This window comes from Corynebacterium sp. NML 120412 (genome assembly GCF_002285155.1).
In the GTDB taxonomy this organism is placed as follows: Bacteria; Actinomycetota; Actinomycetes; order Mycobacteriales; family Mycobacteriaceae; genus Corynebacterium; species Corynebacterium gottingense.
Genome location: NZ_NSGL01000008.1, coordinates 34,660 through 58,043, shown reverse-complemented (window position 1 = coordinate 58,043; position 23,384 = coordinate 34,660). Strand labels below are relative to the sequence as shown.

General features: G+C 64.3%; 25 protein-coding genes and 1 tRNA gene. 11 read left to right on the top strand and 15 right to left on the bottom strand.

The window, feature by feature from the left end; all coding sequences use genetic code 11:
- Positions 1 to 503: hypothetical protein (locus CKJ84_RS12280; protein ID WP_158221696.1), on the bottom strand; the 503-nt coding region annotated here is incomplete at its 3' end.
- A gap of 185 nt (positions 504 to 688) precedes the next feature.
- Entirely contained in the window at positions 689 to 1,321 is a 633-nt protein-coding gene (locus tag CKJ84_RS11290; RefSeq protein ID WP_369801193.1) for a DedA family protein, read from the bottom strand.
- A 248-nt stretch (positions 1,322 to 1,569) separates the two neighbouring features.
- Here CKJ84_RS11290 and topA point away from each other — a divergent pair, with 248 nt between their 5' ends.
- Together topA and CKJ84_RS12275 are read left to right on the top strand one after the other, a co-directional pair.
- Positions 1,570 to 4,494 (top strand): type I DNA topoisomerase, encoded by a 2,925-nt coding sequence (topA, locus tag CKJ84_RS11285; RefSeq protein ID WP_095547011.1) that lies wholly within the window; start codon positions 1,570 to 1,572, stop codon positions 4,492 to 4,494.
- Positions 4,495 to 4,586: 92 nt separating this feature from the next.
- Positions 4,587 to 4,739: a hypothetical protein gene (locus tag CKJ84_RS12275; RefSeq protein ID WP_158221704.1), complete on the top strand. Its 153-nt coding sequence runs from the start codon at positions 4,587 to 4,589 to the stop codon at positions 4,737 to 4,739.
- A gap of 120 nt (positions 4,740 to 4,859) precedes the next feature.
- Here the strand turns inward: CKJ84_RS12275 and CKJ84_RS11280 are convergent, their stop codons facing one another.
- Positions 4,860 to 6,386, bottom strand: coding sequence for an adenylate/guanylate cyclase domain-containing protein (locus tag CKJ84_RS11280; protein WP_095547010.1), 1,527 nt, complete (start codon positions 6,384 to 6,386; stop codon positions 4,860 to 4,862).
- Between the two features lie 58 nt (positions 6,387 to 6,444).
- Here CKJ84_RS11280 and CKJ84_RS11275 point away from each other — a divergent pair, with 58 nt between their 5' ends.
- The 6 genes from CKJ84_RS11275 (at position 6,445) to CKJ84_RS12120 (ending at position 10,341) form a co-directional block, all read left to right on the top strand.
- A complete protein-coding gene (locus CKJ84_RS11275; protein ID WP_095547009.1) occupies positions 6,445 to 7,674 on the top strand; it encodes a DNA polymerase III subunit delta' in 1,230 nt (409 codons plus the stop codon).
- Between the two features lie 74 nt (positions 7,675 to 7,748).
- Positions 7,749 to 7,824: transfer RNA gene (locus tag CKJ84_RS11270), tRNA-Thr, on the top strand.
- A 109-nt stretch (positions 7,825 to 7,933) separates the two neighbouring features.
- The gene (locus tag CKJ84_RS11265; protein ID WP_095547008.1) at positions 7,934 to 8,221 is read left to right on the top strand and encodes a hypothetical protein; all 288 of its coding nucleotides are present in this window, start codon (positions 7,934 to 7,936) and stop codon (positions 8,219 to 8,221) included.
- 138 nt (positions 8,222 to 8,359) lie between these two features.
- Positions 8,360 to 8,779 carry a hypothetical protein gene (locus tag CKJ84_RS11260; protein ID WP_095547007.1) on the top strand — a complete coding sequence of 140 codons (420 nt, stop codon included), beginning with the start codon at positions 8,360 to 8,362 and terminating at the stop codon, positions 8,777 to 8,779.
- 4 nt (positions 8,780 to 8,783) lie between these two features.
- A complete protein-coding gene (locus CKJ84_RS11255; RefSeq protein WP_095547006.1) occupies positions 8,784 to 9,203 on the top strand; it encodes a hypothetical protein in 420 nt (139 codons plus the stop codon).
- Between the two features lie 481 nt (positions 9,204 to 9,684).
- Complete coding sequence (locus CKJ84_RS12120) at positions 9,685 to 10,341, top strand: hypothetical protein (RefSeq protein ID WP_143340367.1); 657 nt, start codon at positions 9,685 to 9,687, stop codon at positions 10,339 to 10,341.
- A 190-nt stretch (positions 10,342 to 10,531) separates the two neighbouring features.
- Here CKJ84_RS12120 and CKJ84_RS11250 read toward each other — a convergent pair whose 3' ends face one another.
- Positions 10,532 to 11,716 (bottom strand): MFS transporter, encoded by a 1,185-nt coding sequence (locus CKJ84_RS11250; RefSeq protein ID WP_095275175.1) that lies wholly within the window; start codon positions 11,714 to 11,716, stop codon positions 10,532 to 10,534.
- 49 nt (positions 11,717 to 11,765) lie between these two features.
- The gene (locus CKJ84_RS11245) at positions 11,766 to 13,439 is read right to left on the bottom strand and encodes an AMP-binding protein (RefSeq protein ID WP_095547005.1); all 1,674 of its coding nucleotides are present in this window, start codon (positions 13,437 to 13,439) and stop codon (positions 11,766 to 11,768) included.
- Positions 13,440 to 13,633: 194 nt separating this feature from the next.
- Here CKJ84_RS11245 and CKJ84_RS11240 point away from each other — a divergent pair, with 194 nt between their 5' ends.
- On the top strand, positions 13,634 to 14,488 hold the full coding sequence (locus CKJ84_RS11240) for a GDSL-type esterase/lipase family protein (protein WP_095547004.1): 855 nt from the start codon (positions 13,634 to 13,636) through the stop codon (positions 14,486 to 14,488).
- Here CKJ84_RS11240 and CKJ84_RS11235 read toward each other — a convergent pair.
- The 3 genes from CKJ84_RS11235 to CKJ84_RS11225 form a co-directional block, all read right to left on the bottom strand.
- A complete protein-coding gene (locus CKJ84_RS11235) occupies positions 14,469 to 14,756 on the bottom strand; it encodes a hypothetical protein (RefSeq protein ID WP_095547003.1) in 288 nt (95 codons plus the stop codon). The two genes, CKJ84_RS11240 and CKJ84_RS11235, sit on opposite strands and share 20 nt — an antisense overlap.
- Before the next feature lie 117 nt (positions 14,757 to 14,873).
- Positions 14,874 to 15,443: a hypothetical protein gene (locus CKJ84_RS11230; protein WP_095547002.1), complete on the bottom strand. Its 570-nt coding sequence runs from the start codon at positions 15,441 to 15,443 to the stop codon at positions 14,874 to 14,876.
- Complete coding sequence (locus CKJ84_RS11225) at positions 15,440 to 15,811, bottom strand: PadR family transcriptional regulator (protein WP_095275171.1); 372 nt, start codon at positions 15,809 to 15,811, stop codon at positions 15,440 to 15,442. Before CKJ84_RS11225 ends, CKJ84_RS11230 begins: the two co-directional genes overlap by 4 nt.
- A gap of 121 nt (positions 15,812 to 15,932) precedes the next feature.
- On the opposite strand from CKJ84_RS11225, the gene CKJ84_RS11220 reads away from it, so the two are divergent.
- Both CKJ84_RS11220 and CKJ84_RS11215 read left to right on the top strand, forming a co-directional pair.
- Positions 15,933 to 17,033, top strand: a complete 1,101-nt coding sequence (locus CKJ84_RS11220) for an S-(hydroxymethyl)mycothiol dehydrogenase (RefSeq protein ID WP_095275170.1) — start codon at positions 15,933 to 15,935, stop codon at positions 17,031 to 17,033.
- Between the two features lie 25 nt (positions 17,034 to 17,058).
- Complete coding sequence (locus tag CKJ84_RS11215) at positions 17,059 to 17,685, top strand: MBL fold metallo-hydrolase (RefSeq protein ID WP_095275169.1); 627 nt, start codon at positions 17,059 to 17,061, stop codon at positions 17,683 to 17,685.
- 15 nt (positions 17,686 to 17,700) lie between these two features.
- On the opposite strand, the gene CKJ84_RS11210 is transcribed toward CKJ84_RS11215, so the two are convergent.
- The 7 genes from CKJ84_RS11210 to CKJ84_RS11180 all read right to left on the bottom strand — a co-directional run bounded on the left by CKJ84_RS11210 (position 17,701) and on the right by CKJ84_RS11180 (position 23,378).
- Positions 17,701 to 18,414 carry a thioredoxin domain-containing protein gene (locus CKJ84_RS11210; protein ID WP_158221703.1) on the bottom strand — a complete coding sequence of 238 codons (714 nt, stop codon included), beginning with the start codon at positions 18,412 to 18,414 and terminating at the stop codon, positions 17,701 to 17,703.
- Positions 18,415 to 18,427: 13 nt separating this feature from the next.
- A complete protein-coding gene (locus CKJ84_RS11205) occupies positions 18,428 to 18,796 on the bottom strand; it encodes a DUF2304 domain-containing protein (protein ID WP_095275334.1) in 369 nt (122 codons plus the stop codon).
- A complete protein-coding gene (locus CKJ84_RS11200) occupies positions 18,793 to 19,545 on the bottom strand; it encodes a glycosyltransferase family 2 protein (protein ID WP_095275167.1) in 753 nt (250 codons plus the stop codon). Before CKJ84_RS11200 ends, CKJ84_RS11205 begins: the two co-directional genes overlap by 4 nt.
- Positions 19,546 to 19,633: 88 nt before the next feature.
- Positions 19,634 to 20,407, bottom strand: coding sequence for a glycosyltransferase (locus tag CKJ84_RS11195; protein ID WP_095275166.1), 774 nt, complete (start codon positions 20,405 to 20,407; stop codon positions 19,634 to 19,636).
- A gap of 211 nt (positions 20,408 to 20,618) precedes the next feature.
- Positions 20,619 to 21,482 (bottom strand): glucose-1-phosphate thymidylyltransferase RfbA, encoded by an 864-nt coding sequence (rfbA, locus tag CKJ84_RS11190; RefSeq protein ID WP_095547000.1) that lies wholly within the window; start codon positions 21,480 to 21,482, stop codon positions 20,619 to 20,621.
- A 50-nt stretch (positions 21,483 to 21,532) separates the two neighbouring features.
- Complete coding sequence (locus CKJ84_RS12270) at positions 21,533 to 22,003, bottom strand: hypothetical protein (protein WP_095546999.1); 471 nt, start codon at positions 22,001 to 22,003, stop codon at positions 21,533 to 21,535.
- 52 nt (positions 22,004 to 22,055) lie between these two features.
- Positions 22,056 to 23,378 (bottom strand): sugar nucleotide-binding protein, encoded by a 1,323-nt coding sequence (locus tag CKJ84_RS11180; RefSeq protein WP_095546998.1) that lies wholly within the window; start codon positions 23,376 to 23,378, stop codon positions 22,056 to 22,058.
- Between the last annotated feature and the right edge of the window lie 6 nt (positions 23,379 to 23,384).

Sequence of the window (23,384 nt, the reverse complement as noted above, 5' to 3'; positions counted from 1 at the left end):
GGGACAGGACCTGGGCCTGGCAACCAGGAATCTACCGGTGCCGGACGGGTTGCGGCGTTGTGCTTATCAGCGATGCGCTGTTGCTGTTTGGTGCGTTTGTTTCTGCGATCTTTGCTCACACGTTCCATTGTGATCGCGTAGACCTCGTCGAACGGCAGCGACGCGGCAGCGGCAACCTCTTGCGCGTCGGGCCAGTACCGCGAAGTCCATTTCCGCACTGACCCACTGGCGACGCCAACTTGGTCGCCGATAATTGCAAACGACTGTGTTGAGGTCACACGACGTGCAACCGCATCAGCGACTGTTTCCGGGGCATGCATACCCGGCTGCGGGCTAAGAGGGCGACCGTGACGTCTTTGCCTGACCCATAACCCGACCGTTGACCGAGAAGGGCGTTGGCCATAGCTTTCTTCCAGCCAATCGCCGATGCGCTTGTACGGCATGCCTTCAAGAAACTTATCAACTGCTTGCTCCCGGATCTCACGGGGAAAATGCGCGGACATCAGAAACCCTCTCCGCCCCCGGGGACACTCCAACTATTTGTCCGCGGTCCCTTTTCGTCGTATCCTCGTCATCCAGGTCTCGCCATTTGGGCGTCGAGAGCGCTGTTGCCGCCGTCGCCGCGGGCTGGCCGCCCTGTTTCCCGACGAGAGCGAGCGCGGGCGCCCCTCCCTACAGCCCTACACCCCTACAGCGAGGACTCGCCGCGGCGCTCGTCGCGCCAGTCGAACAGCTTGCCCTGCAGCTTCTGGATGCCAAAGCCGACGAGCGAGCCGAGCAGCACGCCGACAATCATGCCGAGCAGCGGGACATCCGAGAACAGCGCGCCGCCGGCGTAGCCGATGCCCACGGAGAGGATGGCCCAGACGATGACGCCGACCGTGTCGTAGATGACGAAGGCGAACCAGTTAAAGCGCACCGAGCCGAGCACGATCGTGGCTACCCAGCGGGCCCAGGGGATGAAGCGGGCGACGATGATGGTGGCGCCCGCGCCGCGGTTCATGTTGCGCCGCACCCAGAGGATCGCCTGGCCGGCCTTGGACTCCGCGTCGAGCCGCTCGACAAAACCGATGAGGCGGCCGCCGAGGGCGAAGCAGATGTTGTCGCCGATAATGCCGCCAATGATCGCGGCGACGATCACGGCCGTCGCATCGGGCACGCCTTGCGAGCCGGCGAACGCCCCGGCCAGGTTCAGCACGGACTCGGACGGGACGATCGGCGCGAGGGCGTCGGCAACGATGAGCACCGTGACGAGGGGGTAGAACAATGGGGTGCCCATGAGCATGTGGAGGAAGTTGATGAACGGGTCGAACATCTCCATGGGGTTCCTCCTCTCAAACGCCTGGTCACGGGCTTGCCGCAGCGGCGCGATGGGCGCGGTGCTGCCGTATGCTCCCCGCTACGATACGCCCATGCGCCGGGGACTGCGAGATCTCGGGTCTGCTACAAATGTTGGTGTTTGAGATTCGGCGTTTAGGCGCGCCCGCCGGGTGTATGCATATACTGCGAGAAAGCGCATGTATCGCATCAGTACATATATATAGGTGCGAATCGAGTAAATAGAGCGAGGTGTCACAAAGCGTGGCGGGAAACGGCAAAACCCTGGTCATCGTGGAGTCGGCGACGAAGGCGAAGAAGATCCAGAAGTACCTGGGCAACGACTACATCGTCGAGGCGTCCGTCGGCCACATCCGTGACCTGCCGGGCCGCGCCGCCGACATCCCCGCGAAGTACAAGAAGGAGCCGTGGGCGAAGCTGGGCGTGAACCCGGAGGCCGGATTCTCGCCGATCTACGTGGTCAGCCCGGACAAGAAGAAGAAAGTGTCTGACCTGCGCGCCAAGCTCAAGGAGTCGGACAAGCTGCTGCTCGCCACAGACCCCGACCGCGAGGGCGAGGCGATCGCGTGGCACCTGCTGGAGACGCTGAAGCCGAAGGTGCCGGTGGAGCGCATGGTGTTCAACGAGATCACCGAGTCCGCGATCCGCGAGGCCGCCGAAAACACCCGCGAGCTGGACATGGACTTGGTGGAGGCACAGGAGACCCGCCGCATCCTGGACCGCCTGTACGGCTACGAGGTCTCGCCGGTGCTGTGGAAGAAGGTCATGCCGCGCCTGTCCGCCGGCCGTGTCCAGTCCGTGGCCACCCGCGTCATCGTGGAGCGCGAGCGCGAGCGCATGGCGTTCATCGCCGCCGAGTACTGGGACATCACCGCGTCGCTCCTGCCGCAGCAGGGCGAGAAGACCGAGTTTGACGCGAAGCTGGCCACGCTCGACGGCCAGCGCGTGGCGCAGGGCCGCGATTTTGATGATCGGGGGCGGCTGAAGGGCGAGGCGGTGGTCGTCGATAAGCAAAAGGCCAATTCGCTTGCCGACGGCCTCCGTGACCGCCCCATGCGCGTCACCGCAGTGGAGGAAAAGCCGTACACCCGGCGTCCGCACGCGCCGTTTATGACCTCGACCCTGCAGCAAGAGGCGGGGCGCAAGCTGCACTTCACGTCCGCGCGCACCATGCGTATTGCGCAGCGGCTGTACGAAAACGGCCACATTACGTATATGCGTACGGACTCGACCTCCCTGTCCAAGCAAGGCCTGCAGGCCGCGCGCTCCGCGGCCACCGAACTGTACGGCGACAGCTTCGTGTCCAAGTCCCCGCGCACCTACGACCGCAAGGTGAAGAACTCGCAGGAGGCGCACGAGGCGATCCGCCCCGCCGGCGAGCGCTTCGCCACCCCCGGCCAGCTCGGCGGGTCGCTGGACGCGGAGGAGTTCAAGCTCTACGAGATGATCTGGCAGCGCACCGTGGCCTCGCAGATGGCGGACGCGCGCGGCAACTCCACCAAGGTCACCGTCGCCGGCGAGGCGGCAAGTGGCGAGCGCGCCGAGTTCACCGCCACCGGCCGCACCATTACCTTCCCGGGCTGGCTGCGCGCGTACTCCGACACCAACGACAAGGAGACGCACCTGCCGCAGCTGGCCAAGGGCGACGCGCTGGACGCGACGAAGCTGAGTGCCGACGAGCACACCACCAACCCGCCGTCGCGCTACAACGAGGCCAGCCTGGTCAAAAAGATGGAGGACCTGGGCATCGGCCGCCCGTCTACCTACGCCAGCATCATCAAGACCATCCAGGACCGCGGTTACGTGGTCACCCGTGGCAACGCGCTCGTGCCCACCTGGGTGGCGTTCTCCGTCATCGGGCTCATGGAGAACAACTTCGACGCGCTGGTGGACTACGACTTCACCTCCTCCATGGAGGACGAGCTGGACGAGATCGCGCACGGCAACGAGGACCGCACCGAGTGGCTCACCGGCTTCTACTTCGGCGATGCCGATGCGGACGAGAACATGGCCGAGGCAGTCGCGCGCCGCGGCGGGCTCAAGCACATCATCGAGGCCAACCTGGAAAGCATCGACGCACGCCAGGTCAACTCGCTGAAACTCTTCGAGGACGCCGAGGGACGCGACATTAACGTGCGCGTCGGCCGCTACGGCCCCTACATTGAGCGCCAGGTGGGCGTGACCGCCGACGGCGAGCCGGACTACCAGCGCGCCAACCTGCCGGAGGCCTCCACCCCGGACGGCATCACGCTCGAGATGGCCGAGAAGCTCTTCGCCACCCCACAGTCCGGCCGCGAGCTGGGGGAGAACCCGGCGAACGGCCGCACCGTGGTGGCCAAGGAGGGCCGCTACGGCCCGTACGTCACCGAGCTCGTGCGTGATGACGAACGCGCCACCGCCGAGGCCCACGCCGAGGAAGTCATCGCGGCCGAGCGCGCCGAGGAGGACGCCCAGCGCGCCGAGGAGGGCAAGCGCAAGAAGAACTGGGAGACCAAGACGGCGGCGAAGCAGAAGGAAAAGCGCCTGGCCGAGTTGGTGGACGAGCAGCTCAAGCCGGCCACGGCGTCCCTGTTCCAGGACATGGAGCCGGCCTCGGTCACGCTCGAGGACGCGCTGAAGCTGCTGAGCCTCCCTCGCGAGGTGGGCACCGACCCGGCCGACGGCGAGGTCATTACCGCGCAGAACGGTCGCTACGGCCCGTACCTGAAGAAGGGGACGGATTCGCGTTCCCTGGCCAGCGAGGACCAGATCTTCAACATCACGCTCGACGAGGCCCGCCGCATATACGCGGAGCCGAAGCGTCGCGGTCGCGCCGCCGCGAAGCCGCCGCTGAAGATGCTGGGCGACAACGATGTCTCCGGCAAGCCGATGACCATCAAGGACGGTCGCTTCGGCCCGTACGTCACCGACGGTGAGACCAACGCGTCGCTGCAGCGTGGCGATACTCCGGAGACAGTCACCGACCAGCGCGCGAACGAGCTGCTCTCCGCCCGTCGCGCCCGCGAGGCCGAGGAGGGCCCGAAGAAGGCCACCAAGAAGAAGGCCACGAAGAAAAAGGCGACCAAGAAGAAGGCGACTAAGCGCGCGAAGAAGACGGTGAAGAAACCCACGCAGACCACCAAGCGCGTGGTCAAGGCCGGCTCCAGGAAGAAGTAGATGCTCACCCGCACGCTCCGGGGCGCCGAGGCGCTTATCGACGCCCTGCTTCCCCACTCCAACCCCACCCCAGCCCGCCTCGCGTGGGCCGGGTGCGCGGACGCCGCCGGCATCGCCCACCTCGCCGATTCGCGGGCCTCCCGGCGTGGCTTGGCGAGCGCGGCACGCGCGCCGCGGTCTCCTGGGCGGGGTCGATCGGCCAGCTGCTGCTCGTCCACGGGCTCACTGCGCCGGACCGACAGTGACAGATTTCCTTGGCGCGGGGGTGCCGGGAGGGCGCGACCTGGGTGAATAGGGTTGGGCGCGGGAAATTTTACGCACTCTCGTCATTTGGGAGGCCACGGAGGCCCCAAGCAACAACCTGCCTAGTACCGGTCCGCCATGGTGGAGCGCACTGGGCGCGCCAGCTGCGTCATCTTGTTACGGCCGCGCAGCTCGACCGACTTCATGAGGGTCCAGCGCTGCTGCTCGACCTCGTTGGCGGCGCGCAGGGTCGATGCGTTGGTGAGCACCCGGCCCTGGACGCCCTTGGCTAGCTCGGTGAGGCGGGCGGCGGCGTTGACGGCGTCGCCGATCACGGTGTACTCGAAGCGGTCGTGGCCGCCGATGTGGCCCGCCACGACGTGCCCGGAGGCGACGCCCACGCCGGCTTCGAGCTCCAGCCCGCCGAGCTCCTGGCGGAGTTCCCGGGCTGCTTGGAGGGCGTGCGAGGTGGCGTCGTGAAGCGAAACTGGGGCCCCGAAGACGGCGAGCGCCGCATCGCCCTGAAACTTGTTGATCACGCCCTTGTTGCGGTGGACGACCTCGACGACGATTTCGAAGAACTTGTTCAGCGCCGCGACGACCTCCTCCGGGGTGTGGTCGACGGCGAAGGTGGTGGAGCCGACGACGTCGACAAACACGACGGCAACCTTGCGGTCCTCGCCGCCTAGTTCCGGCTTTTCCTCGAGCGCCTTCTGGGCGACCTCGCTGCCCACGTAGCGGCCGAAGATGTCGCGGACGCGCTGGCGTTCGCGCAGGCCGCGCATCATTTCGTTGAACCCGGCCTGGAGAACGCCGATTTCGGAGCCGTCGTAGATGTCCACCTGCGTATTTGTCTCGCCGCGGCGCACGCGGTTGATGGCGTCCTGCAGCTCCTTGATCGGGTCGACCACGCTCATGATCACAAACGCGGTGCCGAACGCACCCGTGACCAGGGCGGAGATGGCGAGCGCGAAGACGGCTGGCCCGAGCTCGCCCGGGGTATCGGTGAAGAAGCCGCGCGCCTGCGCGACAAAGAGCAGCACGATGCCCAGGATTGGCACCGCGGAGGTGGTGAACCACGTCATGTACAGGCGCTGCTTGATCGGCGGCTCCAGCGTGGAGTCCTCGAAGCGGCGCGCGAGCGCGGTGGCGGCGATCGGCCGCACGAGGCGCTCAGCCTGCAGGTAGGTGAGCACGGCGGTCACGAAGCAGGCCATGGAGGTCGCGATGAAAATGACCAGCGCAAACGGGCCACTCGTGCGCGCGGTGATTACGGCGAGGATGGCGATACCGATGAGCCACACCACCACCACGATCATCGTCTGCAACACCGGCAGACGAAGCACCAGGTGGCGCACCATGTTGGGGTCGTGGTCCTCGGGGCTTCGCTGCCACTCCAGCACGGGCCGGAAGAGGAAGAACGTGACCACCATGCCCACGATCACGGCGAACACCACGTACAACAGCCCGATCAGGCCGAGCGTGGAGCTGTGCAGCGCCAGTTCATCGGTCTCCGGCATGGGGATGAAGTACCTGATGAACAGCATGATTGCGGCGGCGCCGAGCACGTTGGTGCCAAGCACGGTTGCGGCGTACAGGGGCCATGAGGTGCCCCACACCCAACGCAGTCCGTGCCAGAATCTCTCCATGACCTATCACCTTAGCGTTCATCGTGGTTGTGGGGGCGAACTAGTAGGCTAGAGCAGCGTGACTCAGCCAGCCAATCCACGCAGTGTCGCAGAGCGCCTCGCCGACGCACCCCACGTGCGCGACGTCATCTTGTCCGCCGCGGCGTCTGCGCGCGAGCAGTTGCTTATCGACGCCCCCGCGGACCAATACGCAATGACCCACTCCTGGCTGTTCACGGGCCCGCCGGGCTCAGGGCGCTCGCAGGCCGCGATGGCGTTCGCCGCGGCACTGGTGTGTACGGACCCGCACGAGGTGGGCTGCGGCCGCTGCGCCGGGTGCCGCGACGCGCTGGCGGACCAGCACGCCGACGTGGTGCACGTGGTGCCCAAGGAACTGATCATCAAAACCGAGTACATCCGGGACATCGTCGCGCAGGCGGCCCGGATGCCCACGGTGGCCGCGCACCGCGTCCTGATCATTGAGAACGCGGATCGCCTCCACCCGGCCGCCGCGGACGCCCTGCTCAAGACGGTGGAGGAGCCGCCGGAGCGCACCGTGATCATCATGCTCGCGCCGTCGACGGACCCCGAGGACTTCTCGCAAACCCTGCGCTCTCGTTGCAGGCACCTCTATATCCCGTCGCCGTCCGAGTCGGAGCTCGTGCGCATCCTTATGGACGAGGAGGGCGCGAGCGAGCACGACGCGCGCCTGGCCGCGGCGACCTCGCTGCGCCACGTGGGCCGCGCGCGCCTGCTGGTGCGCAACCCGGACATCCAGCAGCGCCGCGCCCGCGCGATCAACCTGGCCGAGCTGATTTTCCACGGTGCGCAGGCGTTCCAAGCGGTGGGGGCGCTGGTCAAGGCGACGGAGAAAGAGGCTGTCGACGCTTACGCGGAGGAAGATGCCGCCGAGCGCGCCAAACTCGAGCAGGCCCTGGGCATGGGCGCGAAAGGGAAGGGCGCGGCGAAGGCGCTGCGCGGGGCGGCCAGCTCCATCAAGGAGCTTGAGTCGCGGCAAAAAGCGCGCGGTACCCGGCGTAAGCGCGACGTCTTCGACCTGGTCCTGGTGGACCTCGCCGGCGTGTACCGGGATGCGCTGGTGGTGCAGTCGGGTGCCGACGTCCCGCTGACGCACCCCGACTTCGAGCCACTTGCCCGCGCGGTAGCGGACCGCGTGCCCGCCGCCGGCTTGGTCGCCTGCCAGGACGCGATCGCGCAGTGTCGCGCCCGCCTGCACCAGTCGGTGACGCCGACCGTGGCGTTCAACGGCATGATCGGTCACCTGCGCATCGCCTGCGGCGTGCGCTGACCTGCTGGTTTATTATTTGCTGGTTTCTGCACTACAATCGTGTTCCGGTACAGCGTCGCTATGTGCGTTGTCCGGCCGCCTTAGCTCAGTCGGCAGAGCGTTTCACTCGTAATGAAAAGGTCGCGAGTTCGATTCTCGCAGGCGGCTCCACCAAAAGCCCAGCTAGAACACCGTTTTGGCTGGGGTTTCGGCGTGGGTCTGGCGCGCCGAGTTGTCCCAGGTTATGGTGGACACCCCCGGGATGAATTCAGGGAGAAATATGATCTATGTGGTCTTTGGCGCAGCGGTCGCGCTATTCATCTCCTTATGCATCATGGCAATGGGGTACCTCGTCCACCTTTCAGTGAAGCGAAAGGTGCTTTCTCCATTCCGTTTCTTAGTCGTGATGGTTTTACTAGCCCCGGTTTTCCTGATCTACGACATACTCAACGATGAGATGTGTAGCGGACTTTTCAATTATGCGGTCAGCGGTTACTTAGTTACCGCAGTCGTTATCGGATCTCTAGGGCGCATCATCGCGGATGGCTCCAGTGAAGCGCGGGAATAGGAGCGACTCCTGGGCAAGAGAACGCCTGCAGTACCGGATACACGGAACTACGGTGTGGCCATGACAGTCTCGGTTGAATGCGTCGTGGACTCACCTGACCCCAAACGTCTCATCAACACCTAACTCGGCAGGAACAACATGAGTTCATATAAAGACATCACGACCTTCTCTGCCTCCATGCTTGTCAAGTCTTTGAATGTGTTGCAGATTTCTGCGGGAGAGGACAACGGCGAGTGGGGTGCCCAATTTCCGCAAGGTGTTGCCATCTTCGTTCCCGAGGGTGAATATTTCAGTGTCCGCATTGAGTCCTCTCGAACAATCCCGTCAGACGAACAGCTAGTGGCAATGAACGCCATCAATGCGACGAACGACAACCTCGCTTTCGGCAAAGTGGTTCCTAATCTCATCGAGGGACGCAGGACGGTTGTCTTTCGCAATCACTTCAACTTCACCCAAGGTGTGTCCCAATTCCAGCTGGACACGCTTATCGACGCCAGCTTGCAGGTCGGGTTCGACGCGCTGGGAAAGATCGAAGCTCTTTTTGAAGGAGCGGAGTAAGGCCATGGGATTGTTTGGAAAGAAGAAGCCGGCGTTGCGTGAAGCATCCGTCGAATCTATTGGGGAGGCACTCTCCTCTCAGGGGCTTAGCTGCTCGCAGCTGTCGACTGGTGGGTTGCTTACTAAAGTCAATGGGGTTCCTATCTACATCGTTGATCAGGACACGAACATTGGTATTGGTGGGATGGTCCAGGCGCGTCAGCCTAAAGCAGCGGACCTCAATTGGATCAGCGACTTTAATAATCGTGCGCTGTGGCCGGTTGTCTTCCGCGTAGACCAGGAGACTGCGAGTGTTATCCACGCTGAGCATCGAATCATCAAGGGCGTTGAGTACTCCGAAGCACAGCTGCGTGACGAAGCTGAGCTTGGAGTCTTGATTGTTGCGGATACTTTGCTGCGTTACAGCGAGGAGCATCCGCAGTAGGCCACTACCCAATAAGACTCTCGGTATGCGCAAGCGAGTTCGGACAGGCACCCACGGTATCCTACGCAGTCGATTTGAATGATCCGCAGGAACAGGAACGCGTCAATCCATATGGATTGTTTCCGTAGACATTCAGATTCAAAGCTCGTTCCGACCGCCCGCATATTTCTACATCTGAAGGACCTAGGGCTGCCAGTGTCCACGGATGGTGGGATCAGGTTTCTGGCCCCGCAAGAACTGCTACGGTACGTATTGAGCTTTGGGCGAAAGGACCCCATGACCAGGGGTTCCGAAGCGTAGGGACGGGTACAAAAAATCCAATCCTGGTGGGGGCGGTCGCGGAAATAGGGCTACCGCACGTGCTGTCTGCAAGAATCACGATCAAACGGTATTTCGAGGCAACGTCGATGTGGACATCAATGATTACGCTGATGCCCCTGGCATGGTTCGGGGCGTAGAAGTGACGCTACCCTGCTTCAGTGTGACCTACACCGTGTACGAGGACAATTACATCATTCTTGAGGCTTCTGCCCCAGCCGGCGCGGAAGTAGATTTAGACCTACTTTTTGATCGCTTTAGGTGGGCAGAGTTATCGCTTGGCTTCGCCAGCACCGGGAGTTCCTTGAACGAGGAGGTCTCTTCGGGTCTCTGGGAACTCAATGACGTCACACGCAACATGAACAAAGAGCTACAAGCTATCCAAGTACATGTGAATGTCCGCTCTGTGGAGGGCCGATTGCCCCTTCGACAGCTCTTCGCTGTGTGGGACTTGGCGCTCCCCGTAGCTATCATTTCGAACCTTCGGTCGGTCGCCATGAAGAGAGTTTCACGTCCTGGAATCTCTCCAGTACAGAGGGATCCCTTTCCTGACTTCTATTCGCGGCATTGCCTTGAAGATATGGGCAAGGAATCATGGGCAAGCGCTGTAGCCCTAATCGATCATGTCGTAGTTCGGCACCGCACACCTGAGCAAGGGAAAATCGCGTTGAGTGTTGGAGGGGAGAAGACTAAAGAAGCAACGTTCTATGCAGAAGGATTCCGCCCCACAGTAGTTTCCAGCGATTTTGAATCGATCTTAGGTGGTCTTTCTCTGGAGGGAGAATGGTCTATCGCAGCTCAGCTATCCGGATATGAGTAGGGGTAATGATTCTCGGCACTAGCGACGCGATTCATCACACGCGAATCCGTGGGACTGCATTGTCCAAACGTAGCTAGCTCCATTTGCATCCAGTCACGCTGTAAAACCCCGGGTCGCCGTCTCCCGCATCGGCCAAACGGAGCTAGCTCCATCTAGGACGTCACGCCCAGGACACCACACCGACGAAACCTCAACTCCCAACAACCCCGCGCACCAGGTACCCGCGGCGAATCTGCGCGGCGCGGATGAGCGCGGAGCACCCGGCCAGCGCGGCGAGCACCACGAACGGCAGGCTCGGCCCGACGCGCGGCGTGATCCACGCGATCAGCGGCGAGATCCCAAACCCGATGTAGGTGGCCACGTAGTACAGCCCGATGACGCGGCCGCGTTTTTCGGGTGGGGTGTACTCGTCGACGTCGAGAAGCCCCTCGCGCAGGCACAGCCCGTACGCCAGCCCGAGCAGCGCGGTCGCCGCCACAAACACCCAAGCAGACGGCCGTGCCCCACCAACCGCGATGAGCGCCATGCCGCCGGTCGCGCCGAGTGCCCCGACCACACCCGCGCGCGGTCCCCACTGCCCGCGCCTGGCGAGCGCCTGCACGGCCAGCGCCACGCTAAAGCCCAGTACCGCGGCCACACCAGGCATGAACGCGGCGCCGATGGCAAAGTCGGTGCGCCCAGCCAGCACCACCATCGCGGTCGTGATCGAGGCGAAGACCCATATCCCCATCGGCACCGCAGTCGCGAGCGCCTTGACCTCGCTGTGGCCCGGGCGAGTCTCAGCAGTCTTCGTCACCGTTGGCGCGCCATCGTCGCGCATGCGTATCGACGCCACCATCACCCCCACAGCCATCACAATCGGCACCACGAACGGGACCTTCACCGCGTCGGCGGCCAGGTGGGCGACCACACCGGAGGAGACCGGGCCGAGCATGAACCCGGTGGTCAGCGCGATGCCCGCGAGCGTGGACCCGCCCGCGCCGCGGAGCCTGCCCGCCCAGGTAGTACCGGCGCTGACCACCAGCCCCACCCCGAGCCCGACGACGAAGCGGCCGAGGAGCAACCCGTGCCCGGGGATACCCAGCATGAGGTAGACATTGCCCGCGGCCGCGATGACTGTGCCCGCAACGACGGCGGGGCGCGAACCGAAGCGGTCGGCGACCCACCCGCCGATGAGCAGGCTGGGGAAGAGCCCAACCGCGTAGATGCCGTAAGCGCTGTTGGCTAACACTGCGGAGATGTCGTGGTCGCGGCGCAGGAGAACCAGCACCGACGCGAAGTGGTTCGCCGACCACCCGGCGGTGATGAGGAACGCGAGGGCGAGGAGGAATGGCGCGCGGGCGTTGTCGCGTGTGCCGGGGGCAGCGGCTCCCATGGGGTTCCTTCCTCCCGGGGATAAGAGCTGGCGCCCTGGTCCTCGGGACTTATGTGTCGCGGCGGCTTTCCGGCAGGAGGCGGGGGACAACCTTGCCCGTCGCGTTGCGCGGAAGCTTGTCCACGAAGTTTACGTCGCGGGGGATGGAGTGGTCAGCCAAATGGGCTCGGACCCAGTCGCGAATTGCCTGGGGAGTCAGGCGAGCGCCGGCGTCGGAGCGTTCGCGCACGACCCACACCGCGATGCGCTTGAAGGTGTCGGGGTCATCGACGCCGCCGGAGTGGAGCTCGTCCACTCCGGGCATCTTCTCCAGGACCTCGGTGACGGACTGCGGGTGCACGTTCTCGCCGCCGACGATGATCATGTCGTCGTTGCGGCTTAAGACGTGGAGGTAGCCGTGCTCGTCGAAGTAGCCGAGGTCGCCCATCTCGACGAGGCCGTCGATGGTGACCAGCGGGGTGTCCGGGTTGGTGTAGCCGCGCAGGGCCGTTTCGTTGTTGAGGAAGATGCGGCCGACTTCGCCTTGGGGGACTTCCTGGTCGTTGGCGTCGTAAAGCTTGAGCACCGTGCCCGGCGGGACGCGGCCGGCGACGGAGAAGTCGCTGGCCAGCAGTTCCGGGTCGGCGGCCGCGGCGAGGGCGAGTTCGGTGGAGCCGTAGATATTGGCCAGGATGGGGCCGAAGCGGTCGTGCATGCGCTCAATGATGGCGGGGGTGAGCGCGTTGCCGGCCGAGCCGATGAACTTCAGGTGCGAGGTGTCGTAGCGCTCGTTGCCGGGGACGTCCAGCATCTGTTTGAAGAAGACGGGGGAGGAGACGAGCCCGTCACAGCGGAAGTTCTGGATCTGGCGGAACACGTTCTCGGGATCGAAGACGCGCTGGGTCACTACGGTGCCGCGCACGCCGAGCGTGATGTTGAGTGCGGACCACCCCCAGGTGTGGAAGATGGACGCCGTCATCTGGATGGTGTGGCCGGAGCGGAACGGCATGGCTTCGAGGTAGCCGGCTGCCACGATCGGCAGCTTCGGCTCGGGGCGGAGGATGCCTTTGGGGATGCCGGAGGTGCCCGATGACATGAGCACCATGTCGCCGTGCGCGGGGAAGGTGGGGAGTGCGGGGAGGTCGCGGGTGCCGCGGGCGATGATGCCGGCCTGGGTCAGCTCGTCGCCGTGGTCGCGGGAAGTGTGCGCCCACACCGTGGTGACGTGGTCGATCCCCTCGGGGATGCGGTCGGCGAACTCGTCGTCGATGAACAGGATGTTGATGTCGTTTTCCGCGATGATGCCGGCCAGCTGCTCGGGGGAGGAACCGATGTTGAGCAGGAAGATCGTGCCGCCGGTGTAGCCCTTCGCCGCGAGGGGCAGGATGATGCCACGGCCGTTGCGCGCCATCACGCCGATGCGCAGCGCGTCGAGGGCCTGCGTGCGCTGGACGTCAAGCATCCAGCGGCCGAGGGCGCGCGAGTGGTCGCGGAGCTGGCGGTAGGTGAGGAGGCCGTCGTCGTCGATAAGCGCGGTGCGCTCGGGCACTGCCGCGGCGCCCTGCTCGACCTCGCGCGCGGTGGTGAAGTGGTAGCGCGCGAGCGCGGGCGCGAGGGTGAACAGGGCTTTCGGCCCGCCTTCGGCGCTGATGAAGCCGGCGCGGGTGGCGGCGCGGAGGAAGCGGACCGCGGAGCGCGCGGTGAACGCGGCGCGGCCCACGGGAGAGAGTGCGGGGTGCGGCATGGCGCGAGGTCCTTCTTTCCCTGAAAAGCTGGCAGACACAGCATATCTGCTTAGTTACACAAAAAGAGTTGGGATGTTAATTCAGTAAACGTATGTGACTTATGTTGTGGTGAAAGTATGGCACGGGTAACGTTTGTCCACGACTTGGGGATACACATCCTGTACATAATGCCGCCACAAGGAGCATACGGAACATGACGCGCACTTCACTTCGTACCAAGGTTGCCGCCACCTGCGCAGCGGTCCTGGCCACCATCGGCTCCGTCGGGGCTGCCGGCACGGCCGTCGCACCGGCCGCGCAGGCGCAGGAGCGAAACCTGGTCATCCTCGGCGACTCCGTTATCGCGGACCCGAGCGGCCCGCAGTGGGCGGCGGGCAAGCTCGGGCTGGACCCGCGCGGTTCCTCTTCCGTGACCACGTGGTGCCCGACCTCGCCAACCAGCTGGGGCAAGCAGGCGGCCGGCCGACTCGGGCTGCCCGCCTGGGACTACTCCTGCACGGGCACGGTTTCCATCCAGAAGGGGCCGCAGTTCGCCTCCCAGGTCACCCGCGCCGTCAACGAGGGCGGCCTGACCCCCAGCACGGCCCGCGTGATCATCTCCACCGGTTTCAACGACACTTACCACAACGACGGGCGCGATCGAGCCGCTTTTCGACGCGACTTTGTCGCCGCCATGGTGCCGCAGATCAACCGCATTCGCGCCGCCGCCCCTAATGCGCGCATCCAGATCGTCGGCTACCCCAAGATCACGCAGGGTGATCGCGTCTGCCTCTTCCATGTAGCGCCGAACGTGTCGGACTACACCCCGTTCGCGGCGGTGCAGGAGTGGGAGGACTCCGCGCAGTGGGCGCAGGTTGACCTTGCGCGCGCGACCGGTGTGGAGTTCCTGGACATGAAGCCGTCCACCTGGAACAACAACATGTGCTCGCCGGATAACCAGCGCATGTGGGCCGGCCTGGTGGACTTCTACGGCGGGCCGGGCAACCTGCCCATCCACGTCAACCAGCGTGGCCATGCCCACGTCGCGGCTAGGATCGCCGCATCTTAAACCACAATTGGATCGCCGCGGCGCCGGAGCATAACGCGGCAAATCCGAACAAACCGACGCCGACCATGTTTGGCCCGTCCTCGCTGGAGTAGTTGAGCGCCATGTTGGCGAGCGTGAGCAAGAATACGCCGGCGTTGATGTTGGCTGCGCGCTGCAGCTTGCGCTTCGGGCGCGACGGGAGGCTGTGCGCATAGCGCTTCGCGTCACCGAATTCTTCCTCCACCGTCGTGCCGTTTTCCTCGGCGAACGCGTGGGCCTCCGCAAGCACTTCGCGGATCTCGCGCTCGCGGTACTCACCACGGGCGCGTAACTCCCCGGCGACCGTGCTGTCCCAATCGCCGGCGGCAGGAGTGGTGTATGTGGCGTCGTCGGGCGTCTGCTTCTTTCACGGCAAGAAGAACGCCGCGGCCGACATGATAAGCGCGAGGATCAGGCTCCACCCGTTGCCAAACGGCAGCGAGATCGCGTCCAGCGCCATGATGGCCCACGCGCCGAGGAGGCTGAGCGCCACGAGCGGGACGGTCGCGATGGCAGCAGCTTTCCACTTCGCCATGCGGGTATAGAGCCTCCAGTAGGTGGCGAGCGTGAAGCTCAGCCCGAGCGCGAGGACCGCCGGGGTGATCGCCATGCCAAGGGTGACGTCTTCGTTCCAGGTGGCGACGGTGAGTCCGATGGCGAAGCCTGCCGTGGCGACGAAGAAGATCCAGGCCAGGCGCGGTGGGCGCGCCAGTCCCTGACTCATGAATGGGTCCGTGCCACCGTGTGCCAGGTCGTCGCGGACCTCGGCGGCGTGGGATTCTGCCCACTCGTCGGCCTTGCCAAAGGCGGCCTCGGGCGTGAGCCCGTCGGCGTCTGCGTGCGCTGCGGCATCGGCGGCGGCTTGCTCGGCCGCGTCGCGGGAAAAGCCGTGGTTGAGGGTGAGGACGAGGGTTGCGCGGTCGGTCCAGAAGCTCATTTCGTGTCCTTTCGGGGGGTAGTGGGGTTCGCGGAATTGGTGGGGTCGGTGCGCGCCGGGCCGTCGCGTAGCGCCGTTCTGAGCTGATCGAGCTGGGTGCCGTAGTCGAAGAGCTCGGCCTTGCCCTTGCTGGTGATGGAGTAGGTCTTGCGGCCGGGCCCGCTTTCGCTGGGGGCCCAGTGGGCTTCGATGAGGTCGGCGTCCTCGAGCTTGCCCAGGACGGGGTAGAGGGAGCCGCCCTTTGGTCTGCCGAAGCCGAGGGGCTCGAGCGATTGCGCAATGGCGTAGCCGTGCGCGGGCCCGTCGGCGAGGCATCGGAGGACCGCAGCCGGCATGAACGCGCGTATCCAAGGTTGGGGGAATGTCATGTACCTAAGTATGAAACGTATCTAGGTATGTGTCAAGATTTTGGTTGGTGTGAGGGGTGCAGTGCTTGGATCAATGCTCGGATAAGTGACAGATCTCCAAAATCCGGTACGGTAGGGCCCTATGAGTATTCAAAAGGTCCAAGGTGTCATCGCCCGCGAAAAAGGTGCAGACGTTGAAGTCACCACCATCGTCATCCCGGAGCCGGGCCCCAACGATGTCGTGGTGAAAGTCCAGGCCACCGGTGTGTGCCACACCGACCTGGCATACCGTGACGGCGACATCGAGGACGCCTTCCCCTTCCTCCTCGGCCACGAGACCGCTGGCGTGGTCGACACTGTCGGCGAGGACGTCACCCACGTGGCGCCCGGCGATTTTGTCGTGCTGAACTGGCGCGCAGTCTGTGGCGAGTGCCGCGCCTGCCGCAAGGGCGACACGAAGAACTGCTTTAACACCCACAACGCCTCCAAGGGCATGACCTTGGAGGACGGCACCGAGCTCACCCCGGCGCTGGGCATCGGCTCGTTCGCGGAGAAGACCCTGGTCCACGAGCTGCAGTGCACCAAGGTGAACCCGGACGAGGATCCGGCGGCCGCGGGCCTGCTCGGCTGCGGCATCATGGCCGGCCTCGGTGCGGCCGTGAACACCGGCGACATCCAGCGCGGCGATTCCGTCGCCGTCTTCGGCCTGGGCGGCGTTGGCCTGGCCGCAGTGGCGGGTGCTGCACTCGCGGGCGCATCGAAGATCATCGCGGTGGACATTGACCAGCGCAAGTGCGACGCCGCCACAGAGACCTTCGGCGCCACCCACGCCGTGTGCGCGAAGGACCTCAGCGAGCAGGAGGTCATTGATAAGGTCCGCGAGCTCACCGACGGCTTCGGCACCGACGTCGCCATCGACGCCGTGGGTATCCAGCCCACCTGGCGCCAGGCCTTCTACTCGCGCGACCTGGCCGGCCGCATGGTCATGGTGGGCGTGCCCAACCAGACCGACCACATCGACGTGCCGGCTATCGACGTCTACGGTCGCGGCGGCTCCATCAAGCCGGCCTGGTACGGCGACTGCCTGCCGGAGCGCGACTTCCCCACCTACGTGGACCTGCACCTGCAGGGCCGCTTCCCGCTCGGCGAGTTCGTCTCCGAGCGTATCGGCGTAGGCGACGTGGAGGACGCCCTTGCCAAGATGAAGCGTGGCGACGTGCTGCGCAGCGTCGTCGAGTTCTAGTCAGACCGAGCCCGAAAGGACCACCATGACATTCCGCGTAGAAAACGTTGTCACCTCCGGCCTGTTCAAGCTGGACGGCGGCGAGTGGGAGGTGGACAACAACGTCTGGATCGTCGGCGACGACAGTGAGGTCTACATCATCGACGCCGCCCACGACGCCAACGCCATCGCCGCCGCGGTGGGCGACCGCCGCGTCAAGGGCATCATCGCCACCCACGGGCACTCGGACCACATCGACGCCGCACCAGAGCTCTCTCGCCTGGTCAACGCGCCGGTGTACCTGCACCCCACCGACGGTTTCCTGTGGCAGCGCGAGAACCCCAACGCGCAGTATGAGCAGCTTGTCGACGGCACCACGTTCCAGATCGCCGGCACCGACCTCAAGGTGCTGTCCACCCCGGGCCACTCGCCCGGCTCCGTGGTCGTCTACGCGCAGGAGGCCGGCGAGCTGTTCTCGGGCGACACCCTGTTCCAGGGCGGCCCGGGCGCTACAGGTCGCTCGTTCTCGTCCTTTGACACCATCATCCACTCCCTGCAGACGTCCGTACTGGACCTGCCCGCGGAGACGGTGGTGCGCACCGGCCACGGCGACCACACCACCATCGGTGCGGAGGCCCCGCACCTGGAGGAGTGGATCCGCCGCGGCTTCTAGCCCGGCGAGCCCGGGTTAGGCGTCGGCCTTCTCCAGCTCGGCGTCGATGACCTCGGCGAACTTCTCAAAAGGTAGCGCGCCCTCGAGCACCTGGCCGTTGATGATAAAGGTCGGGGTGGCGGTGACCTCGGACTGCTGGGCGAGCGTGTTCGCCTCCGAAAGCGCCTGGTCGTACTTGTCACTTTCCGCGTCCGAGCGGAACTGCTCAAGGTCCGGCACGCCGGCCTCCTTGGCAAAGCCGGCGAGCTCGTCGAGGGAGAAGTCCGGGTGGCCCTCTACCTTGGAGGCAGCCGCGACGTAGGCCTCCTGGAACTCGAAGAACTTGCCCTGGTCCGCGGCGGCGCGGCCGGCGCGCGCCCCGTTGAGGGCGCCTTGTCCGTTGATGACAAAGTCGTTCATCTCGAAGCGGACCTTGCCGGTGTCCACGTACTGCTTCACAATCTCCGGCATCGTTTGCGCGGCGAAGCGCATGCAGTAGGGGCAGGCCCAGTCGGAGAACTCGGAGATGACGACGGGGGCGTCGACGTCGCCAAGCGCCATGGCGTCGTCGGACTCGCGGCGAGCAACATCCACCTTCGGGGCCTCTGCCTGGGTAGACTGCTGAGCGGTCTCCGTCGCGGCGGGCGGCGTCGCGGTCTGGTTGCCAATGAGATATCCGCCCACGCCGGTGCCGATGGCGAGCACGGCCGTAAAGGCCCACATCAGGGGTGGGATCTTCGTATCGCTCACGGTAAAAATACTCCTATTCAGGTTGCGATGCTTGAGTCGCTGCGCCGTACGGATCTTCCGGGCGCACCGCATTCTGTAAGGCTACCGCGCGGGCCAAGCGGGCATAACGCAGCTCCTGTTCGCGGAACCGGGTCCACGTGGAGATGGTGGTGAAGAAGAACGCGAAGATGAGCGCGTACAGCATGAGATCTGTGCCGCGAGACACCCCGAGCCAGTTGGCCAGCACCGTGACGTCGTCGGGGCGCAGGATCGCCCAGATTGCCGCGAAGACGAGCACCACGAAACCGAGTTTGACCCACGCCTTCGCGTTCGCCTTCTTGCGGTGAGTGAAGAAGTAGATGACCAGCACCAGGGTCGCCAGGATGAGGAACAGCTGGATCATGGGAGCCTCCTTGCCACAATGCCGTCCGCGAGGATGTTCACACCGTTGATCAGGGACTGGCCCTTGCTCATGGAGTACTCGGTGTACAGGATGTCCACCGGCTCCTCAGCCACGCGCCACCCCTGCGCATCAATCATGCTGACAATTTCGGAGGCGTGCGACATCCCATTCATACGGATGTTCATCTCGTGTGCCACTTTGGCATTGAAGGCGCGCAGGCCGTTGTGCGCGTCGGTCAGCCCAAGTCTGCGGGTGCGAGGAGAGAGGAGCACCACCGTTCTCAGCACGAGGCGCTTGATCCACGGCACCTGCGTCTCCTCCTGGCCTGCGAAGCGGGTGCCCACGACGATGTCAATCGGCTCGGTGCGCAGCCGGTGGATCATGCGCTTCACGTCTTTGACCTGGTGCTGGCCGTCGGCGTCGAAGGTAACAAAGTACTTCGCGCCAGGCTGAGTACGCGCGTACTCAACACCCGTCTGGATCGCGGCGCCCTGGCCAAGATTCACCGGGTGGTTGACCAGGTGCGCGCCCGCGGCGTGGATCGACTCGGCGGAGTTGTCGTGCGAGCCGTCATTGACCGCCACGATATTGGGAAACGTTTCCCGCGCGTGCTCCAACACGTCCTGGATGACCTGACCCTCGTTGTAGCAGGGGACGATGAGCCAGGTGTCGGTGAAAGACTCGTGCGCGCCCTGTTCGCGCCCTAGGTATTGCGCCGAATGCTTATCGACGCCGCGAGATTGGTTCATAGCGCTCAATACGTTACCGGTCTCGATGGAAAAGTAGGGCGTACACGCGCGTGAGCAGTCTGTGAGGAATAGTCAGCGAAAACGGTGTTCACTTACTTCGATGGAACAGCACGCCATATGCGCGCTGCATGAGGTGTAGTGGGAGCGCGCGGTAGAGGTTTCGGAGGACGAAGTTGAGGCGCGCGCGCACCGGCGAGACTAGGCCATACTGAACCAGCGCGGTTTGAAGTTCTCTTTCAGCCTCGCGTACGTTGTTCGCGGAACGGCGTCTGAACTGGTCTTGATCCACTCGAAAATATGTTAGAGGTTCTGGGAGATTATAAAGTTTCTTCCCCTGCGAGATCATGCGTGCCCATAAATCGTAGTCCTCCATGCCACGTAGATCGCGGTAACCTCCTACGGCAAGTACGTCGGCGGTGCGAAACATTACCGAAGGGTGGTTCATTGGGGAGTTGAGTCGGACGTATTTTGCAATCGCCGAGGGAGATTCCGGCAGTTTTCTAATATTGCCGTGACCCGCTTCGTTGAACTCCCTCATCGAGGAGCCGACTACCGAGATGTCAGGGTGCTTATTGAGGAAACTGAGCTGAGTCTCAATGCGGTGTGGGAAAGCGGCATCGTCCGAGTCAAGGCGTGCGACAAATTCGGTGTCGACTGCACGAAGTCCAGCTGCCAGAGCTTTCCCGAGGCCAACATTTTCTTCCAACGGTAGCGTATCGACGTTGTTGAGAAGCGAATGGACGTCCTGGGCGATTGGGCCGTCGAGAACTACGAGAATGCGTTCGGGCGGCCGAGTCTGTGCTTGTAGGCTCTTCAGGGCGAAGGCGAGATCTTCAGCTTTCGTATTTGCGTATACGGACATGAGTACTGTGACTTCGCCTACGCGCAATGACTTGACCTGCTTTTCTTCGAATTGTGAACGTGTGATCTCAGGGCAAATTTCTCTGAAGCCCTGAGATTTCACATCTGGCTAGTTCAAGGTTTTTAAAATACCATTCCCCGACCATGTGTGGCGGAATTGAACTAATTTTGTAGCACAAAGTAGGGTAAAAAAGTATATTGCGGAGTGTCTCCTAGTCCCGCGCTGCGTCCAACAAGTAGCGCCCGTAACCCGATTTCAGCGTGGCGCGGCCGAGGGCCTCGAGCGCGTCGCGGGAGATGAATCCCTCCCGGTAGGCGGCCACCTCGGGCGAGCCGATGATGGTACCGGTGCGCTTCTGCATGACCTCCACGTACGCGCTGGCCTCGCTCATGGAATCAATGGTGCCGGTGTCTAGCCACACGTCCCCGCGGTGCAGCCGGTGGACCTTCAGCGCGCCCTCGCGCAGGTAGGCCTCATTCACGCTGGTGATTTCCAGCTCGCCGCGCGCGCTCGGAGTGATCTGTTTGGCAATCTCCACCACCTTGCTGTCGTAGAAGTACAGGCCCACGACGGCGAAGTTGGACTTCGGTGTTTCCGGCTTTTCCTCGATGGACAGGGCGGTGCCTGCCGCATCGAACTCGACGACACCGTAGCGCTGCGGGTCCGAGACCTCGTAGGCGAAGATGGCACCGCCGTCCACGTCGCGGGTCTCGCCAAGAATCCGGGTGAGCTGCGTGCCCTCGAAAATGTTGTCCCCCAACACGAGTGCGACCGAGTCCTCGCCGATGAAGTCTTCCCCGATGATGAAGGCCTGCGCGAGCCCATCCGGGGAGGGTTGGACTGCGTAGTTGAGCATGACTCCGAAGCGTGAGCCGTCGCCAAGCAAACGCTTGAACGCGCCCGCGTCCTCCGGGGTGGTGATGATGAGGATGTCGCGGATGCCTGCGCTGATCAGCGTGGTCAGCGGGTAGTAGATCATCGGCTTGTCATAAATGGGCATGAGCTGCTTCGAAATGCCCTGCGTGATCGGGTACAGGCGCGTGCCGGACCCGCCGGCCAGAATGATGCCTCGCATGCGTCCCAGACTAGCCGGTCACACGACGCCCGCCCGCGCTGATGCCGCGCTTACTCCTGTGCCATTTCCTTCATGAAGTCTTCGAAGGTGTAGCGGCCGGCGGCGATCTCGCGCACATCAAACTTCACTGCCAGGCCCAGCACCGTGGTGAGCACGCCCAGCACGAGCAGCGCGATCTGCGGCTTGCTGATCTTGGAGAAATCGCCGCTGGACATCGCTTGCAGGATGTCCGGGGCGGAGGGCGCGGCCGACGACGTGGTGGTGGTCGGCGTGACCGTGGGGGTGGTGGTGACCGTGACCGTCGGGGTTGTCACGGCGGTGGGACTCGGGGTGGCGGTCGGCGTTGCCGTTGCAGTGGTGGTCCCGGTTGCCGTGGCCGTCGGAGTGGCAGACGTCGTCCCCGTCTGCCCTGTCTGCCCCGTCTGCGCAGCGTGCGCCGGGACCACGAGGCCTGCGGCCCCTAGGACGGCGACGGTGGCTAACGCGACGGACTGCGTGCGAGGCATCTGCGTGCGAGACATGGTGGAGCTCCTTTTACGGTTTCCTCAGGCAAAGCAAGTTCAGCGTCTAAACCTACTGCATCGCAAGGTACAGGGCGAGTGCTGCTCGCCAATTGGTTGGCGTGAATCCGGTCGCCTTGATTTTGTCCAGGCTCAGGGTGGACTCCGCCGGGCGCAGCGCCTCCGGTCCGTTGAGCTCGGCGTACTGCGCTGTGGTCACCGGGTGTACCTCGGAGGGGTCGTGCCCCACGCCGATGAACACGGCCATGGCGATCTCGTCGCGGCCCACCGCGTCCCCGTCCGAGGTCAGGTTGTATACCCCGTACTCAGCTCGGGTGCGAAGCAGGTGCGCGATGCCCTTGGCCAGGTCCTCGGCGTACGTGGGGCGGCCGCGCTGGTCCATGATCACCTTCGGCTCCACACCGCGCGCAGCCAGCCCTGCCATGGTGGACATGAAGTTGTTGCCGTCGCCAAAGACCCAGGCGGTGCGCACCACGTAGTGCTTGCGCGCCACCTGCGCCGCGGTATCGCCCGCGGCCTTCGACGCCCCGTAGGCCGACAGCGGGGAGGGGGTCTCCGCCTCGTCGTGGACCTCGCGGGTGCCGTCGAAGATGTAGTCGCTGGACACGTGCACCAGCGTCAGATCGTGGGCATTGCTTATCCGCGCCAACTGTGCCGGCGCCTCAGCGTTGACCGTCCAGGCGGTGGCACGGTCGTCCTCGGCACCGTTGACGTCGTTGTATGCGGCGCAGTTGATCACGGCCCAGTACTGGGAGAAGTCCAGGTCGGGCATGTCGGTGAGGTCGAACTCGTCGTGGGTGAAAAAGTCGGCCTCATCTTCGCCGTACACCTGCCTGAGCGCCCGGCCTAGCTGGCCGTTCGCGCCGGTGACGAGGATTTTGCGGGGTGGGACTGGCGTGGCGTCGGCAAGCATCGGGTGCTTCGTGTCTGCCTCCGAAAGCTCGGTGGGCTCGAGCGGCCACTCGACCTCCTTGTACGAGCAAAACGCGTACGCTCCGTCCGGGGTGTAGCGCTGATTGACCAGGTAGATGTAGGTCGTGGCGTCCTCGAGCGCCTGGAAGCCGTTGGCCACGCCGCGCGGGACAAACACCGCGATGTCCGGGGTGATCTCCAACCCAAACGTTTTGCCGTAGGTGAGCGAGCCCTCGCGCATGTCCACCCACGCGGCGTAGACGCGGCCCGTGGCCACCGAGATCCACTTGTCCCACGGCTCGGCGTGCATCCCGCGGGTGGCGCCGCGCCGGGCGTTGAAGCTCACGTTCTGCTGCGCGGGCACGAGCGCCTGGCCGGCCCAATTCTCCTTGAACCAGCCGCGATTGTCCTTGTGGACGGTCAGCCGTTCAATCTGCAGGCCTTGAATCGGGGTCTCACACATGCTGGC